The sequence below is a fragment of the Bacteroides sp. OM05-10AA genome (assembly GCF_003439055.1).
Lineage (GTDB): Bacteria > Bacteroidota > Bacteroidia > Bacteroidales > Bacteroidaceae > Bacteroides > Bacteroides intestinigallinarum.
The window spans coordinates 108,117-125,783 of record NZ_QSUR01000007.1 but is presented as its reverse complement, the minus strand read 5'-3'; the positions used below and the strand labels follow the sequence as shown (position 1 = coordinate 125,783).

At 38.0% G+C, this 17,667-nt stretch carries 13 protein-coding genes; 11 read left to right on the top strand and 2 right to left on the bottom strand.

Features of this window, described 5'->3' with window-relative positions:
- Positions 1-139: 139 nt before the first annotated feature.
- The gene (locus DXB58_RS07515; RefSeq protein ID WP_008998914.1) at positions 140-688 is read left to right on the top strand and encodes a WG repeat-containing protein; all 549 of its coding nucleotides are present in this window, start codon (positions 140-142) and stop codon (positions 686-688) included.
- Complete coding sequence (locus tag DXB58_RS07510; RefSeq protein WP_122136409.1) at positions 685-1,737, top strand: winged helix DNA-binding domain-containing protein; 1,053 nt, start codon at positions 685-687, stop codon at positions 1,735-1,737. Before DXB58_RS07515 ends, DXB58_RS07510 begins: the two co-directional genes overlap by 4 nt.
- A 117-nt stretch (positions 1,738-1,854) precedes the next feature.
- Here DXB58_RS07510 and DXB58_RS07505 read toward each other — a convergent pair whose 3' ends face one another.
- On the bottom strand, positions 1,855-2,496 hold the full coding sequence (locus tag DXB58_RS07505; protein ID WP_117934298.1) for a DUF1349 domain-containing protein: 642 nt from the start codon (positions 2,494-2,496) through the stop codon (positions 1,855-1,857).
- A 111-nt stretch (positions 2,497-2,607) separates the two neighbouring features.
- Between DXB58_RS07505 and DXB58_RS07500 the strand changes: the two genes are divergently transcribed.
- Entirely contained in the window at positions 2,608-3,381 is a 774-nt protein-coding gene (locus DXB58_RS07500; RefSeq protein ID WP_122136408.1) for a response regulator transcription factor, read from the top strand.
- A 17-nt stretch (positions 3,382-3,398) separates the two neighbouring features.
- Here DXB58_RS07500 and DXB58_RS07495 read toward each other — a convergent pair whose 3' ends face one another.
- A complete protein-coding gene (locus DXB58_RS07495; RefSeq protein ID WP_122136407.1) occupies positions 3,399-4,091 on the bottom strand; it encodes an HAD family hydrolase in 693 nt (230 codons plus the stop codon).
- A gap of 184 nt (positions 4,092-4,275) precedes the next feature.
- Between DXB58_RS07495 and DXB58_RS07485 the strand changes: the two genes are divergently transcribed.
- From DXB58_RS07485 to DXB58_RS07450, 8 genes are all read left to right on the top strand, one after another.
- Positions 4,276-5,340 (top strand): DUF2027 domain-containing protein, encoded by a 1,065-nt coding sequence (locus DXB58_RS07485; RefSeq protein ID WP_117934294.1) that lies wholly within the window; start codon positions 4,276-4,278, stop codon positions 5,338-5,340.
- Positions 5,341-5,367: 27 nt separating this feature from the next.
- Positions 5,368-5,937 (top strand): RNA polymerase sigma factor, encoded by a 570-nt coding sequence (locus tag DXB58_RS07480; RefSeq protein ID WP_117934292.1) that lies wholly within the window; start codon positions 5,368-5,370, stop codon positions 5,935-5,937.
- Between the two features lie 71 nt (positions 5,938-6,008).
- Entirely contained in the window at positions 6,009-6,989 is a 981-nt protein-coding gene (locus DXB58_RS07475) for a FecR family protein (protein WP_122136406.1), read from the top strand.
- Positions 6,990-7,191: 202 nt separating this feature from the next.
- Positions 7,192-10,518 carry a TonB-dependent receptor gene (locus tag DXB58_RS07470; protein ID WP_369907090.1) on the top strand — a complete coding sequence of 1,109 codons (3,327 nt, stop codon included), beginning with the start codon at positions 7,192-7,194 and terminating at the stop codon, positions 10,516-10,518.
- Positions 10,519-10,549: 31 nt separating this feature from the next.
- Positions 10,550-12,481, top strand: a complete 1,932-nt coding sequence (locus DXB58_RS07465) for a RagB/SusD family nutrient uptake outer membrane protein (RefSeq protein ID WP_122136405.1) — start codon at positions 10,550-10,552, stop codon at positions 12,479-12,481.
- Between the two features lie 18 nt (positions 12,482-12,499).
- Positions 12,500-14,017, top strand: a complete 1,518-nt coding sequence (locus tag DXB58_RS07460; protein WP_122136404.1) for a DUF1735 domain-containing protein — start codon at positions 12,500-12,502, stop codon at positions 14,015-14,017.
- Positions 14,018-14,108: 91 nt separating this feature from the next.
- Positions 14,109-16,148, top strand: coding sequence for a hypothetical protein (locus DXB58_RS07455; protein WP_369907089.1), 2,040 nt, complete (start codon positions 14,109-14,111; stop codon positions 16,146-16,148).
- 27 nt (positions 16,149-16,175) lie between these two features.
- Positions 16,176-17,645, top strand: a complete 1,470-nt coding sequence (locus DXB58_RS07450) for an endo-alpha-N-acetylgalactosaminidase family protein (RefSeq protein ID WP_117934284.1) — start codon at positions 16,176-16,178, stop codon at positions 17,643-17,645.
- The last annotated feature ends 22 nt before the right edge of the window (positions 17,646-17,667 follow it).

Below are 17,667 nucleotides of genomic sequence, written 5' to 3'. Positions count from 1 at the left end.
TTCTTACAAAGAAAGAAATAAAAAGTGAAATAAAACTTCTGGTTGATGAATAAAAGTGATTTTTCCAGTTTATTCTTTTCATTAACAATGGTTTGTTTGGAAAGAAATTTTATATTTGCAGTATACTAATAATAAGCTCATGAAAATAAAATCCTTGTATGCCTTATTGTTTTGTATTTTTACGACTGGATGTTTGGACGGTCAGAAACAGTCGGATCATGCAATCCTTATCGCTTATACGTCAACGGAATTTCCGGAATTAGGCTCTTCTGTCTGTTATTTGAATGAACGAGGTGATACGGTGATTCCTTTTGGTAAATATCATTATGGAGGGAGTGATACCATACGGCATATCGGTTTTGTAGTGGAACCTCATACCCCCGGATGGACAACGATCAACAATAAAGGAGAAAAACTTTTTTATACCTTTAGCTTTGATAATGGGCCGGACTATGTAGAGGAAGGGCTTTTTCGTATCATAAACGATGAGATGCTGATGGGATTTGCCGATACATTGGGGAATGTCGTCATCCAACCGCAGTTTGCTTTCGTTTTTCCTTTTAAAGACGGGAAGGCCGAAGTGACCTATACCGGGGCAAAGAAGGCAATGGATGATTATGGGGAGCATTGGACATGGCAAAGCGATCATTGGTTTTATATTGATAAAAAAGGTAATAAATTGAAATGAAAATATCGAATATACGTTTACTCAACCAACAGTTGTTAAGTCCTCTTTTCTCTCAACCGAAGGAACTTGTGTCATGGATGGGAGCCATACAGGCACAGAATTATTCCATGGTAAAGTGGGCAGTAGGAATGCGTTTGAAGTCGGCAACGATTCAGACTGTGGAGAAAGCACTACGCGAGGGTGAGATTTTGCGGACCCATGTAATGCGTCCGACATGGCATCTGGTAGCGGCAGAAGATATCCGATGGATGTTGAAACTTTCTGCCGAGCGTGTGATAGCTGCCAATGAATCTTATGCGAAAGGACATGATCTGGATATTTCAGAAGAACTTTATGCGAAAAGTTATCGGTTACTGGAAAAGATTCTTAGTGGAAACAAAAGTCTGACAAGGCAGGAGATTGCTGAACATTTTAGCCGTTCGGGAATTGTGGCGGATAATCATCGTATGACCCGCTTTATGGCGCGGGCAGAACAGGTAGGTATTGTCTGTAGTGGAGAAGATAAAGGAAGTAAATGCACGTATGCACTTTTGGAAGAACGTGTTCCGCCAATGCCCGAACTGACAAAAGATGAATCTTTGGCTCGTTTGGCCAGAAGCTATTTTCGGAGTCATGCTCCCGCTGTTTTACAAGATTTTGTCTGGTGGTCGGGATTGCCTGTTACTGAAGCACGGCAAGCTATCTATCTGATTGATTCAGAATTGACTGCGGAAGAATGGAATGGACAGACATGGTATATTCATAAAGATTGCCGGACTCGCGGAAAAGTCTCCGGAAGTTTACATCTTCTTCCTTCTTATGATGAATATTTGCTTGGGTATAAAGACAGGACAGACGTTTTGCCTAAAGAGCATTATGCAAAAGCATTTACGAATAATGGTCTGTTTTATCCGATTGTTCTTCATGAGGGGCAGGTGATAGGAAACTGGGATAAATCTGTTAAAAAAGGAGGCTCGTTCATAGAACATTCATGGTTCCGGCTGGATGATTGTGTCGATGAAGTTGCTTTGAACCGTGAAAAGGACAGGTATATACGATTTTGGAAATAATATGAAAAAATGTCTTATTAACTCTCAAAAGCATAGCTTTAGACTGGCTAAAGCTATGCTTTTCATTCCCTAAAGCTATGCTTTAGTCAGGTAAAACAACCTATATATGTGAAGTACCTATTTATTCATTTGTTTCTTGGCCCATTCCAGTCTTCGTTGATCGGCTAATGGAGTCACTTTAAATTCTTCGAATGTAGCGGTGAAGCCTTTCCCGTCCGGACAAGCTCCCATCAACCCAACCATGACAGGGCAATTATCTTGCAACCAACAAGTGCGCATCATAATATATTCTTTATCGTCACGTGAGAAAAATATTTCTACTGCATCCAAGCGGCGGACTGCTTTTATCCATATAGAACGGGGAGCATCCGGCAACTGTACTACGCTCCAATCGCTAGTCCGATGCGTTACAACAGCACTCACATTCTGTTTGCCATTCACATATTCCACACCTGCTTTGATCCAGTTTTCATGGTCGATGCGTAGCATTAATCCCATTTGGTCGAAAGTTGTTACGTAATTGCCGGTTATCTTTACTTTGGCTTCGAATTCTCCACCGTAAGTGGCATAATAGAAAGGACCGTCGTCTACGGTAAATCCATAATGAGAAATCCGCCAGAAGTCAGTTTTTGCCGGAACGTCCATCACTAAAGTTTTACCATCTTTTATTTCCCATTGTTGAGGCTCATTCAGCCAGTTCATTTTATTCAAACTTTGTCCCATAGAAGAAGTTGCTACTGCCATAAAGGCTATTGACATGATTTTGATTTTTAAATATTTCATGATTATTTCTTATTTGATTATCTTTGTGGTGCAAAGATAGCGCAAGCCGCCGTGTGTAACAATACTGAATAATAACCATTTTATCGAATGGACGTATTACAAAAGGAAATAGATGAAGTTTATGCAACGCAACCGATCACTGATGAAACATTGGATAATGGGGTTGTAGAGCAGCATCGACGTTTTATTCATTCATTGACAGAGATAAATGGCGGGTGTGCTGTAATTTCAGATCTTTCGAACAGGAAGAGTTATATTGCCGTTCATCCGTGGGCACATTTCTTGGGGTTGACTCCCGAAGAAGCTGCTCTGAGTGTAATTGATTCTATGGATGAAGATTGCATTTACCGACGTATTCATCCCGAAGATTTGGTAGAAAAGCGTTTGTTAGAATATAAGTTTTTCCAGAAAACCTTTGCAATGGCTTTCGATGAACGGCTGAAATACCGGGGAAGATGCAGAATACGTATGATGAATGAGAAAGGAGTGTATCAGTATATTGATAATTTAGTGCAGATTATGGAAAATACTCCTTCAGGGAGTGCATGGCTGATCTTTTGTCTTTATTCCTTGTCGGCAGACCAACGGACAGAGCAAGGTATATACCCTACCATTACTCACATGGAACGTGGAGAGGTAGAAACACTTTTTTTATCGGAGGAACATCGTAATATATTGTCCGAACGTGAAAAGGAAATACTTCGCTGTATACGTAAAGGACTATCAAGTAAGGAGATTGCAACAACCCTTTATATCAGTGTGAATACAGTCAACCGGCACCGACAGAATATTTTGGAGAAACTTTCTGTCGGGAATTCGATAGAAGCATGCCGGGCTGCTGAATTGATGAAACTGTTGTAATCAAGAAGAGAAATTACTTAAAACAACGTCAGTAACTCATCAACTCTTTTCAACTGTATCAGATGGTCATGTATGAATGTATCCACGACTTCATGCTTCCACATCACTTCAAAAGGAATATGTATACCATACCCTCCCAGCGATAGAACAGGCTGAATATCTGATTTCAAAGAATTGCCAACCATGACAAATTCGGAAGGAGCGATTTGTAATATATTCAACATACGCTGATATTCTTTCTCTGTTTTATCGGACATCACTTCAATGTGGTCGAAATAAGGAGTTAGCCCGGAACGTTCCAGTTTATTCTCCTGATCGAGCAAATCCCCTTTGGTAGCAACTACTAATTTGTATTGCTTTTTTTCTTTCAATACTTTCAGTGTTTCTTTCACTCCCGGTAATAGCTCAATAGGCATTTCCAGCAATGATTTGCCTAATTCAATAATGTGTTGGATGTCTGCGCCCGGAATTTTCTGTCCGCTAATTCGCAATGCTGTCTCCACCATAGAAATGGTAAAAGCCTTAGCACCATACCCGAGATTTTTCAAGTTATTCATTTCCGTTTGAAATAAAGCGGCTGAAATATATTCGGAAGTGCCATAAGGCGTTAACATGTCTACGTATTGTTTTTCTATTTCCTGGAAAAACGGTTCATTACTCCATAAAGTATCGTCTGCATCGAAGGCTATGACTTTTATAAGTTCTTTCATCGGTTATTGTCGTTAATAGTAAGTTTTGAGTAATATGTTGGGCTTTTCGGATGCAAAGTTATAATAAAAAGAGGAATAAAGGCAGGCGATTTGTTTTTAGAACCGAATCACCATTTAATTTCATAGAAATCTCTATCTTTGTTACTCGTTTTTTTGAGTTTGAATTTTAATTGGATATACAACAATGAAAATAGGAGATAAAGTACGCTTTCTTAGTGAGGTAGGCGGTGGAATCGTCACTGGATTCCAGGGAAAGGATTTTGTGTTGGTGGAAGATGCGGATGGATTTGATATTCCGATGCCGATACGTGAGTGTGTAGTGATTGAAACGGACGACTATAATTTGAAGCGTAAACCGACTTCTTCTGCTCCGAAACAAGAGGAACCTGCTAAACCGGTAAAACCGGAGATGCCCGTCATTCAACGCCAGCCGGAAGTGAAGGGAGGAGATACGCTGAATGTATTTCTGGCTTATGTGCCTGAAGATGCAAAGGCTATGATGACTACTCCTTTCGAAACTTATTTGGTAAATGATAGCAATTATTATTTGTATTACACTTATTTGAGTGCAGAAGGAAAAGCCTGGAAGAACCGTTCGCACGGGTTGGTGGAACCTAATACGAAATTGCTGTTGGAGGAGTTCACAAAAGATGTACTGAATGATATGGAGCGGGTGGCCGTTCAGTTGATTGCTTTCAAGGATGGTAAGCCTGCGGCTATCAAACCGGCTGTCAGTGTGGAAATACGGATTGATACTGTGAAGTTCTATAAACTTCATACCTTTAGCGATTCTGATTTCTTCGAAGAACCGGCGTTGATTTATGACATTGTGAAAGATGATATGCCTACCAAACAAGTATATGTTTCGGCAGAAGAGCTTCAAGAGGCTTTGCTGCAGAAGAAATCTGTCGATAAGCCCAGATCACAACCTATTGTGAAACCGAATCACGCTCATGGTGGAAAGAGTGAGATTGTTGAAATAGATCTTCATATCGACTCTCTACTGGATGATACTCAAGGAATGGGTAATGCTGAAATACTGAATTATCAATTGGATAAGTTTCGCGAAGTGATGGAAGTCTATAAGAACAAACGTGAGCAGAAGATTGTCTTTATTCACGGCAAAGGAGATGGTGTGCTTCGGAAAGCTATTGTTGATGAATTGAAACGGAAATATAGTAATTGCCGTTATCAGGATGCTTCTTTCCAGGAATATGGGTTTGGAGCTACGATGGTGACTATTAAATAATATCACATTTCCAGTAATATAGATAACATGGATAAAGATCAGCTAAAAAGGCTACGTTTAGGTTCATATCGTGATTTTGATGCATTATATAAAATGTATGCAGGGAATCTGTATGGCTTTGTGTTAGGAATGACACGTTCTGCTGATTTGGCTGGTAGTATTGTTCAAGATACTTTTATAAAAGTCTGGATCAATAGAGAATTTATTGATCCAGATCTTTCTTTTAAATCATATTTGTTCAAAATATCTCGAAATTTGATCATAGATGAATTCCGAAAGCGTCTTAATGAACCTCTTTTTGAAGATTATCTGAATTATTGTGATGAGGCAGTATTAAGTACTCCTACTGAGATTGAAAAAAAATTGGATTTTGATCTTTTTGTAGAAGAATTAAATCGGGCAAAGGATAAATTAACTTCGAGGCAACGAGAAATATTCGAAATGAGTAAAGAGGAAGGATTAACTTCTTCAGAGATAGCTAGCAAATTGGGAATAAGTGAACAAACGGTCTATAATCAACTTTCTACTGCCTTGAGACTTCTTAAGAAGGAAATAAAAGGTACTCTTCTCTTCTTTTTCACTCTTTTTTTTAGTTGATAAAAAAACTCATTTTTCCATAGTAGATTATATTAGCAGTTTCGTATTAACTATATAGAAACAGTTAACATATGGAAAGAAAGACACATACTCTATTAGAAAAATTTGTGCGTAATTCTATCACCTCGCAAGAAGGTAAGGAATTAAAGAACTCTGTTGCAAAGATGTCTAATGAAGAATTGGCACGAGCGTTATCGGATGTTTGGGAAAACTATGATACATTGGTTACCGTACCAGATGATGTTGGTCATTTTATGAAAAAACTAAGTCCGACTCTTTATTCCCGCCGGCCTCGTTTTCTGTATACTTTTCTCAAAATTGCGGCTGCAATTGTCATACCGATTTTGTTAGGTACTCAAATTTATTTTTATTATAGTAATGAAAAACTAAACAGCTTGTTGAATTCTCAATTGATGGTACAAGTAGAGAGTGGGGATAAAACAGAATTGACATTACCAGACGGTACGAAAGTTTATCTGAATGCTACTACTTCTCTATCATATCCTTCTGATTTTGGATTGAAGAATAGAAATATATATCTTTCAGGAGAAGCCTATTTGGTAGTTTCCAAAGATGTAAAGAAACCATTTTATGTACATACAGAGAATGTGAATATTGAAGTACTAGGTACTACATTCAACATATGTGCTTATCCTGAACAGGAACATGTGGAAACGATGCTGATAGAGGGAAGTGTCAAGCTGACTACTACAGGTAATCGTGCTCATGCGGTTGTAATGAAGCCACATGAGAAGGTTGTTTATAGTAAATTGAATGATTCATTATATATTTCACCAACATCTGGCGAATTTGAAACAGCTTGGATGAGAGGAGAATTAGTATTCCGTTCAACTTGTTTCTCGGATATAATGAAGAAACTAGAGAAACGCTATGGAATGAAAATCGAAATACTAGAGAATAAATATAATTTGGACTTATTTACCGGAAGCTTTAAAGAAGATAATATTTATGATGTATTAAAAATTCTTCAAATGCATTATGATTTTACTTTTAAGGTAAAGGATGATAAAATAGTGATTAAATCAGAGTAGTAACTTTAAATTAAATCAGATGAAAGAAAGAGCGCCATAAAAAAGGGAACCGAAAAGTTGGCAGACTGACGGTTCCCCTCTAGTTAATACAATTGTGAGTATTATTTAGTATTAACCTTATATGATAATTATAATGAAAAATGTCAAGAAAGAGTGTAACTCTTTTAAATGCAACTTCTACAAAAGTAGCAATAATTATTTAATTCTGTTTTATATCTTTTTATTTTTTATTCCATTGAGCTTGTTTGCACAGCAACAGGATAAAAATGAGTATATAACATTGTCTGTGAAAAACACAAGTATACAGCATGTTTTAAACCAGGTTGAAAAGGAGACTGTATACAGATTTACTTATCGTGACACAGATTTAGCGAAGGTTGGAAAAATAACTCTTTCCGTAAAACGAATGCCTGTTGAAGCTTTCCTGAAAAAGATACTCTTATCTACAGAATTGACATATCGAAGAAGTGGAAATTCATTTGCTATTATCCGAGAAAGCAAGAAAGATAATAAGAAAGACGATGTAAGAACAATCAGTGGGATAGTGACGGATGGTTCCGATAATACGCCATTGATTGGAGCCAGTGTTAAGATTAGAGGAAAAGACGTGGGAGTAATAACAGACTTGGACGGAAAATTCTCTCTTCCGGAATGTACGAATAAAAGTATATTAGAAGTCTCTTATATAGGTTACGATAAACGCTTGCTTCCTGTAGGAGATCTGGGATTTATTGAGGTAAAAATGGGTTCTTCCAATGAATTGGAAGAAGTGATAGTTGTGGGCGCCGGAACTCAAAAAAAAGTGTCTGTGACAGGCTCTATCGCTACTGTAAAAGGATTGGAACTACGAGCTCCCAGCTCTTCTTTAACGAGTAATTTTGCAGGAAAATTGGCAGGAGTTATTTCGTCCACTACTAGTGGAGAACCAGGTTCTGTATCTGAATTTTATATTCGCGGAGTTGGAACTTTTGGTGGACGGGCTACTCCGTTAATTCTTATGGATGATGTGGAAATATCGGCAGGTGATTTGGATCGTATTCCTGCTGAATCAATCGAAAGTTTCTCAATTTTAAAGGATGCTTCTGCCACTGCTATTTATGGTGCACGTGGTGCAAATGGAGTGATGCTGATTACTACTAAAAAGGGGATGGAGAATACTCGTACAAGAATTAATGTAACAGTAGAGAATTCTTTTGTAAAGCCGATGAATCGGGTGGAGTATGTAGATGGTCCTACGTGGATGAATTTGTATAATGAAGCTTTGACTACACGTACTCCATCAGCTACTCCAAAATATTCTGATGAAGTTATAGAGTATACCCGGAATGGGATAAATCCCTATGTTTATCCGAATGTAGATTGGTATGGTCTGATGTTTAAGGATTTTAATATGAATCAACGTGCGAATATCAATATGCAGGGCGGTGGTTCAAAAGTAACTTATTACATGGGAATTCAGGCAAATCATGATACAGGTTTACTGGATGTACCGAGTACTTATTCTTTTGATAGTAATATCAACGATTGGAATTATATTTTTCAGAATAACATATCTTATAAACCTACTTCTACCACAAAAGTAGATTTGCACCTGAATGCACAGTTTGGAAACCAAAAAGGTCCTGGTATTTCTACCACTGATATTTTTAATGCTGTTTATAATGCCAATCCGGTGGCTTTTCCTGCCACCTATCCGACAGAAGAAGGCGATAACCACATTCGGTTTGGTAATTCGATACTTACTGGGTCAACTGTGAATATAAATCCTTATGCTGCTATGATGAGTTCATTTAGCGAGAGTAATTATTCGACTATAAATGCTTCTTTGCGCATCAGTCAGGAGTTTGATTTCATAACTAAAGGGTTGAGTGCAACGGTGCTTGTGAATATGAAGAGCCACAGCAGTTCTTCATACACGAATACACTTGATCCTTATTTTTATAAAGTGATGGATTATACTTGGGATCCTTCTGATCCGGAGTTTTTTTATCTTGAGTTATTACAGAAAGGAACAGATTATATTAAGCAAGGGACAATAAATCGTTATTCTGATAGAACTTTCTATTTTGATGCGCGTGTTAACTATAATCGGCGTTTTGGTGAAGATCACACAGTTTCCGGTATGTTAATGTATATGCAGCGTGAGTATCGTAGTGATGTATTGCCACAGAGAAATCAAGGGTTATCCGGACGTTTTACTTATGACTATCAGAATAAATATTTTGCTGAATTTAATTTTGGCTATAACGGGACGGAACGTTTGGCCAGTGGACACCGATTTGAGTTTTTTCCTGCAATGTCGTTAGGTTGGGTAGTGAGCAATGAGAGCTTCTGGGAACCCCTTTCAACAGCTGTTACTCACTTGAAAATTCGCGGTTCTTATGGGCTTGTAGGAAGTGATGAAACAGGACTTTCGGCTGGTGCCGCTCATTTTTTGTATATTAATAATGTTAATATCGATGGAAGCGGAATATTCTCTACCGGTCCTTATGATGGAGTTTATATATCTAAAAGAGGTCCAGGGATAGAAGGATATGCAGTGGAGAATGCTTCGTGGGAACGTGCTAAAAAATTTGATATTGGAGTTGATTTGAATCTTTTTGATCAGGTGAGCATCACTTTCGATTATTTCCATGATCGGCGTGACCGTATTTTGCAGAAGCGTGGCTCATGGCCGGTTATTATGGGATATGCTCATGCTACTCCATGGAGTAATATCGGGAAAGTTGATAATAAAGGCTTTGAATTAAGTGTGAACTGGAAGAAAGAAATAATAAAGGATATGTTTGTGGATTTACGTGGTAATTTTACATATACACAAAATAAATATGTGTATAATGATGAACCGGATTATCCTTATGTATGGCAAACGAAAACAGGTAAGCCTCTATCTTGCACATATGGTTATATTGCAGATGGGTTGTTTAAGGATGAGGATGATATACGTAATAGTCCTTCACAAAAAAATTTGGGGAGTACAGTAATGCCTGGTGATATAAAATACAGGGACGTGAATGGAGATGGTACTATTACAACCGAAGATCAGATTATGTTATCACGCTATGGGGGGATACCCCGCATCCAATATGGGTTTGGTCTGAACTGGACATATAAGAACATTGATTTCGGTGTTTTCTTCAATGGTTCCGCCAAACGTACACTGATGATAGACAACATTGCTCCGTTCTGTTCGGATGTAGGGAACCAGGACAGGAATCTGATGAAATTTATAGCTGATAATTATTGGTCGGAAGCTAATCCTAATCAAGAAGCCGCTTATCCCAGATTGGGGGTCAATAATTCTCAAATAGCTAATAATATGAAGCCTAGTAGTTTTTGGATGCGTAATGGTAATTTTTTACGTTTCAAAACGTTGGATTTAGGATATTCTTTTCCGTTCTGTCGTATCTATCTTAGTGGAGATAATTTAGCAGTATGGAGTCCATTTAAACTTTGGGATCCAGAATTATCTTATAGTGCTTATCCACTACAGCGTGCTATTAATATTGGTGCTCAGTTTACTTTTTAATCAGTTAGAAATACTTAAAAAAATATAGACTATGAAGATCATTCAACACATGTTATATTGGGCAAAAATAATATTGCCGGTCTGTTGCTTTACAGCTTGTAATTATTTGGATGTGGTACCTCCTGAAACAGCTGATTTTGATGATACGATGCGTGATAAGGATGATGCTATCGGTTTTCTTTATTCATGCTATTCTGGCACAAATTATAGTGCACCCTGTAATAATTTGGGGGCATTGGAGAGTTCTACGGATGAATTTGTGAGTCCATTGTTGTGGGGGTATCTGGGGCAACAAGTTAGTTGGGACCAACTTTCGTCTACTTATGTTTCAAACTGGGGACCGGCGGCCTTACCTTGGAGTTCTTGTTATGATTATCTAGGGCATTGTCATTTGTTTTTAAAGACATTGGATGAACTGAATCCGGTTGGTGTTTCTCAAAATGACAGGCAGCGTTGGAAAGCTGAAATTTTATTTTTACAGGCATATTATCATTTCCGTTTGTTGGAAGCGTATGGACCTATTCCTATAATTGAACATTATTATTCGCAGAATACACCTAAGTCAGAGTTTCCCGGGCGTTCTCATTTTGATTATTGTGTCGATAAAATAGTTGGTTGGTTAGATGAAGCTGCTAAGGTTTTGCCTGCAACAGTAGATGTTAATGACTTAGGCCGTGCCACTTCTGTTGCTAGTAAAGCTTTGAAGGCTAGGGTACTTTTATATGCCGCTTCTCCTTTATGGAATGGTGGTTTCCCTTTTACGGGATGGAAAAATACAAACTATGAAACACCGGGGTATGGAAAGGAGCTCGTGAGTTTGATGTATAGTCGTGATAAATGGGTACGCGCCAAGACAGCATGTCAGGAGGCATTAGATCTGGCATTGGGTGAAGGGGGGAGATCTTTGTTTGATCTTCTTACTTCAGAGAGTCTTCGGAACATGCATCAATTGAATTTGCCTAATATTCCGGGGGTAAGTGATGATTTTAAGAAAAGAGTTATGCAAATGCGTTATATGATGTGTTCTGCAGAAACAGAAGGAAATCGGGAAGTGATTTGGGGAATAGTAACAGATAGATTAAGTACTAATGCGATAGAAGCTGTTCCTCATTGGGTGGTAACAAAGAATGACGGTTCTGCTTGGGGAGGTGTGTGTGCAATGTCTCCATTACTTTATGCTGTGGAGCACTTTTATACAGCTGATGGAAAACTTCCGGAAAATGATTCGCAGTTGCCGAAAGATAGTTGGTTCGAGTCTGCCGGATATACAGGTAGAGAGGATATTATAAAATTGAATACCAAACGTGAACCTCGTTTTTATGCATGGCTATCGTTTGATGGTGATGAATTTGGACAAAAGATATGTGATGGTTCGCCTCTGATTGTACAAGTGAGAAATTCGTTAAAGCAGGGATATAATCCAAGCAAGTTTAATCGCGATAATTGTACTACCGGATATTTCCTTAAGAAATGGGCAGCTCCTAATTTGACATTTCGGAAGGATGGTGGATATAATTATCGTTCAGTACCTACTCCTTTCATTCGGTTGTCAGAGTTATATTTAAGTTTGGCTGAATGCCATGCTGCTTTAGGTGAGCAACAGTCTGCGTTGGATAATTTGAATGAGGTCCGGGAACGTGCAGGTATTTCTGTAATAGGAGCAAAAGATTTAAATGAAATGTCGTTGATGGATTGGATACGCAATGAACGTTTTGTTGAATTGTTTGCCGAAGGTCACTGTTATTACGATGCACGTCGCTGGATGATTGCTCCACAACTATTTAAGGCTGGAGTACGCGAAGGATTGAATGCAATAGAAAAGGAGAATCCTACTTTTGAAGAGTTTAACCGACGGACAAAAGTGGATCAGCCATTTCAATGGGATGATCGTATGTATTTGCTTCCTGTCAATGCTAGTGAAATTTATAATAACCCGCATTTGATACAAGCTCCTAAATATTAATTTGAAAAATGCTGAAATATGAAAAAATATATTCTGAATATCTGTCTGCTAGGATGCCTGGGGCTACTTATATCTTGTAATGATCTGGATGGAAAGTATGACGAACTGGTTCCGGATGAATATCATAAGATCTTATCAATAAAGGAAACAGGCTCACAAGAGGTTATAATGTCTGTGGAAGAAGAGGTATACGAGTATCAGTTGACAGTAATAAAAGGTGGTTTACGCAAGGATCTGGAGGCAAATGCTTCCTTGGAAGTGCTTACACAGAATGAAGTAGATGTAGAGTATAATGATAAACAGGGGACTAATTATCAGGTCTTGTCTAAGGACATGTATATGATAGTAGATGAGTCTGTATCTATTTCTGGAGATGAAACAGGAAAAACCATTAATGTTACTTTTAAGCCCAAGAAAATCTATGGTGCTGTTAAAGAGGGAGGAGATGGTGTGGAATATGTGTTACCGGTGCGTTTAGTTAGTGCCAGCGATTCAGTTAATGCTGATAAGAATAGGGTACTACTTCGATGCAATGTATCTCCTGTAGTTGTATCGTTTGGGGAGAGTAGGGAACAATTGATATTAAACAGTGCTGAAATATCTCATATAGTGCCGGTTAGTATTGTGAAAAAGGGTGCTTTGGCTACTGATGTACAGTTGGAGTTGATTTCTCAATCTGATTTGGATGAAAAATATAGTATTCCTGAAGGAATAGCATATAAAGTTTTGGAATCTGATATGTATGAATTGCCGAATAAACTTATTTCAATGGGTGCATCTGCAACAAATGTGGTTGCTAATATAACTTTTTATCCGGATAAAATTTATGAAGCTAAAAAGAATAATAGTGGAGTGATTTATGTATTGCCTGTCAGATTACTAGCTCTTTCTGAAACAGCTAATACAGATAAAGATGAAATGCTGTTGATTTGTGGTTTCCACACTTATACAAATACGGAAGTGACAGACAAATCGAAGTGGAAGGTTGCTTATGGAACATTAACTTATGAACCGTGGGGGCATGCTTATTCTTATCTGTTCGATAGTAATACTTCTAATAATTTCGGTTGGATGGGATATGTAAATGATAGTCATGGCGGGAATTATGGAAATCCGTATATTGCAATTGATCTTGGGGATCCTTATTTCATTGCGCAATTAGGTGTGTTCTCAAAATGGGATGTAAGAGCAGGTGGTGTTAATTTCTATATTACTACTGATGATATAAATGTTTCCTTATCTGATAATGACTGGAATATACTTTCAGGGTATCAAGGAGAAGGGGATGAATATCGAGGACTACATAATCGTCTGAAAGAGTATGATGCTACTGTCAACTGGATAAAGGTTGCTTCTATAAATATTCCAGAGGATGGTCTGTATTGGGGAGAAATACCGAATGATATGCTTGATAATCAGTTGCGAACTCAATATGTGAAGATGGAGGTTATTCCAAGTGGTAATGCTGACCGTACGGCAATTTGGGAGTTTTCTATGAAGAAAGTGACTTCTGTTGACGGACAGCCAATTGATTAAGACAATTTCCCATCATCGTATGAAATGATGATTACGATGATGGGATTTATAAATATTACATTTTATGTTCTTGCATTTAAATATACAAAGGATGAAAATTGCTAAACTGGTTATTTTATTTGTGGGGTTATTACCATTCTGTGAAATGGATGGGCAGTCTCGTTGGCAGATTCAATCGGATCAATCGATAAAATGGAGTATAGGACAAAATATTCCCCATTATGATCATATAGAAATGGGGGGGGAAAAGGTCGCTACCGTGCTTCGTTATGGTGTGAATACTGATGGTGCTTTTTCTTTGGAACGTTCGGTGATATGGCCTATGTTGCGTACAGTTCCTAATGATACTCATGCTAGCTTGACTCGTCGTTTTTCTGTTGACTTTTTAGCTATGTTACAGGTAAATGGATTAACCTTGAATAATGAGCAGGTAAAGTCAATACAATTGGATGGAAAGTTGACGGTAGTCAGTGAGTTTACAATCGGACATACAAGAGGAACCAAGGCAGGTGGAGAACTTGTTCCTGCAATAGAATTAACTCGCGTTTTCTTTCCTTCTGTTGACAAGCCGATGTTGTGCGAACGATACACTGTTAAGAATATAGGAAATGAAAAGGTGGAAGTATTGCTTCCTCATTCTCGTGTTGTGTATCAGACAAGGCCGGATCAGGGAGTGGATGGAAGTTATACATTAGTAGCTTCTACTGTTGTAGGTAAAGTGGAGGCTTTTCTACTTGGAAGTGGTGAATCCATCACTTTTGGGGCGTCGGTTCAGGCTTATAAAAGAGGTCAGACAGAACTATTGCCGGATGTAGAGGCAGAGCTTCGTTCACGAGATAGCTTTATAGAGCAGGTATGGAATAGCCTGGAATTTTGTTCTCCTGACACAATTTTGAATACAGCTTTTGCTTTTGCTAAAATCCGTGCATCGGAAAGCATTTATCGTACAAGTGGTGGATTAATGCATGGACCGGGTGGTGAAGCTTATTATGCAGCAATTTGGGCAAACGATCAGGCGGAATATGTTAATCCTTTTTTCCCTTTTCTTGGGTATAAAATAGGTAATGAGGCAGCTATCAATTCTTATCGGCATTTCGCTCGTTTTATGAATCCAGAATACAATCCGATTCCGAGTTCAATAATAGCAGAAGGAAAGGATATCTGGCATGGTGCCGGTGACCGTGGAGATGCGGCGATGATTGCTTATGGTGCAGCACGTTTTGCTTTGGAATTAGGAGATACTGATGTTGCAAATGAATTGTGGCCTCTGATAGAATGGTGTCTGATGTATTGTAAACGAAAACTTAATGCTGAAGGTGTGGTAATTTCAGATACTGATGAGATGGAGAATCGCTTTCCGGCAGGAAATGCAAATCTTAATACATCTACTTTATACTATGACGCTCTTCTTTCTGCCAGCTATCTAAGTAAAGAACTAGGAAAATCTGTATCACTATCTAATGGCTATCGGAAAGAGGCAGAGATATTAAGAAAGAATATAGCTCATTATTTTGAAGCGAATATAGAAGGGTATGAAACATATTGTTATTATAAAGGTAACGATGTGCTTCGTTCTTGGATATGTGTGCCATTAGTAGCTGGTATTTTCGACCGTAAAGAGGGGACTATTAATGCATTACTTTCTCCAAATTTATGGACAGAGAATGGTTTATTATCACAAACGGGAACCTCTACTTATTGGGATCGTCCTGCTTTGTATGCTTTAAGAGGTATTTATGCTGCTGGTGAGCGTGAGAAAGCCACCCGGTATTTGCAACGTTATTCCGTGCAACGATTATTAGGCGATCATGTACCTTATCCGATCGAAGCCTGGCCGGAAGGTAATCAGCGTCATTTGTCAGCAGAAAGCGGTCTTTATTGCCGAATAATTACGGAAGGTATATTTGGTATCCGGCCAATGGGGCTACATGCATTTATGTTGACTCCCCAACTTCCGGCCGAATGGAATTTTATGGAACTCAAAAATGTGTATGCTTTTGGTACAAAGCCTTTTAATATTCGTGTTATTCGGCATGGTGACAGGATCAAGACAGTAATAGAGAGGGAAGGAAAGGTCTGGAAATCATATTCTTCAATGGTTGGAAAATCCATCCAGGTGCGATTAAAATAATATAATAACCATCTAATAAATAATATCATGAGAAATTTTAGTTATCGTCTATGTCTTATATATTTCTTGCTGTTTGTAATGGTATCAACAGTTAGTAGTGCTTGTAGTAATGAAGAGCGAACTTCAGTAATAAAGAATGAGGAAGATGAAGAATTTATTGATAATATTTCGGGAGAGAAATATGACTATACAAAGACTGGAAAACCGGAACGTCCCTATATGCTTTCTTATCATACTTCTATGTTGATGAAAATGTTTCTTGCACAACCTGATCCTCAAGGAGGTACTATTAAGAAATTGGACTATAATGATGTCTTAGAAAATGTGAAGAAAATAGATAATTTAACGCGTGGCATTACGAAAGTAGTATATTTGGTAGGCTGGCAGTTTAATGGACATGATGACAAATACCCTGCCTTTAATGTGTTTAATGAAGCATTAAAAAGACCGGAGGATAAGACTGCTCGTGATAGCTATCTTTGGTTGAAAAAGGAAGCTGCCAAGTATAATACGATAATTTCTGTTCATATCAATTTGACAGATGCTTATACGAATAGTCCTTTGTGGCATACGTATGTGAAAAAGGATTTACTTTGTAGGAATGCGGATGGTACTTTCTTACAATGGGGATCTTATAATAATATGCCAAACTTTCAAGTATGCCTGATTAATGAATGGAAGAAAGGATATACTAAGAAACGTATAGACGAAGTGATAGAGCTGTTGGACTTAACTTCTTCAAAGACGGTACATATTGATGCATTTGAGCCTCGCGAAAGTCCTTTTCATGGATATTCGAAAGAAATGACGACCGAGGTTATGAGGAAAATTTTTCGTTATTGGAGGGATAAAGGGATAGATGTAACAAGTGAGTTCTATAAGGGTTATCAACGCACTGATGCTTTTTATGGTTTACAACCGGCAGCATGGTATAGCGATCTGACTCCTGAAGAACGTTGTACAATTAGTCCGGCATTGGCTTGCGGCGGACGTAGTGGTTTGTATGGGACCATATGGGATACAGCTTTTTTATTTGGTGATAATATGCATGGTGAAGAAATAATAAGTACAAATACGAATTTTGCGGAATTTAAAAAGCAATTTTGTATAACTACTTTGCAATGGGCTTACTTGAATCAACATAAAGTAGAAAGTTATAATGCTGATACTAAAACTGTAATCTATTCCGATGGATTAGTTGTAAACGGACAAAATAAAACGCTTATAAAAGACGGAAACCTAGTACGTCGGGATAATAATTTGTTTATCCCTGTAACATGGATAAAAGACCACAAGGAGATTATCGCTTTTTCAGAGAAAGGATACTCTTCTATGAAATGGACGTTGCCTTCTAGTTGGAATGGAATAAAACAGGTGACAATATATCCTGTAACGGAAAAAGGATTAGGGGAAGCTCAAGTTCTAGCGGTTAGCAATGGACAGATTACTTTGGCACTGAATGCAAACGAAATGTATTCAATACAACCTGTGGAATAAATAGAATTATCATTTAATATTT

Excerpts from the sequence above, each read along its gene's own strand:
- DXB58_RS07465 (WP_122136405.1), top strand. The coding sequence starts at position 10,550 with ATGAAGATCATTCAACACATGTTATATTGGGCAAAAATAATATTGCCG.
- DXB58_RS07460 (WP_122136404.1), top strand. The coding sequence starts at position 12,500 with ATGAAAAAATATATTCTGAATATCTGTCTGCTAGGATGCCTGGGGCTA.
- DXB58_RS07485 (WP_117934294.1), top strand. The coding sequence starts at position 4,276 with ATGAAAATAGGAGATAAAGTACGCTTTCTTAGTGAGGTAGGCGGTGGA.
- DXB58_RS07450 (WP_117934284.1), top strand. The coding sequence starts at position 16,176 with ATGAGAAATTTTAGTTATCGTCTATGTCTTATATATTTCTTGCTGTTT.
- DXB58_RS07480 (WP_117934292.1), top strand. The coding sequence starts at position 5,368 with ATGGATAAAGATCAGCTAAAAAGGCTACGTTTAGGTTCATATCGTGAT.
- DXB58_RS07475 (WP_122136406.1), top strand. The coding sequence starts at position 6,009 with ATGGAAAGAAAGACACATACTCTATTAGAAAAATTTGTGCGTAATTCT.
- DXB58_RS07495 (WP_122136407.1), bottom strand. The coding sequence starts at position 4,091 with ATGAAAGAACTTATAAAAGTCATAGCCTTCGATGCAGACGATACTTTA.
- DXB58_RS07515 (WP_008998914.1), top strand. The coding sequence starts at position 140 with ATGAAAATAAAATCCTTGTATGCCTTATTGTTTTGTATTTTTACGACT.
- DXB58_RS07505 (WP_117934298.1), bottom strand. The coding sequence starts at position 2,496 with ATGTCAATAGCCTTTATGGCAGTAGCAACTTCTTCTATGGGACAAAGT.
- DXB58_RS07455 (WP_369907089.1), top strand. The coding sequence starts at position 14,109 with ATGAAAATTGCTAAACTGGTTATTTTATTTGTGGGGTTATTACCATTC.
- DXB58_RS07500 (WP_122136408.1), top strand. The coding sequence starts at position 2,608 with ATGGACGTATTACAAAAGGAAATAGATGAAGTTTATGCAACGCAACCG.
- DXB58_RS07510 (WP_122136409.1), top strand. The coding sequence starts at position 685 with ATGAAAATATCGAATATACGTTTACTCAACCAACAGTTGTTAAGTCCT.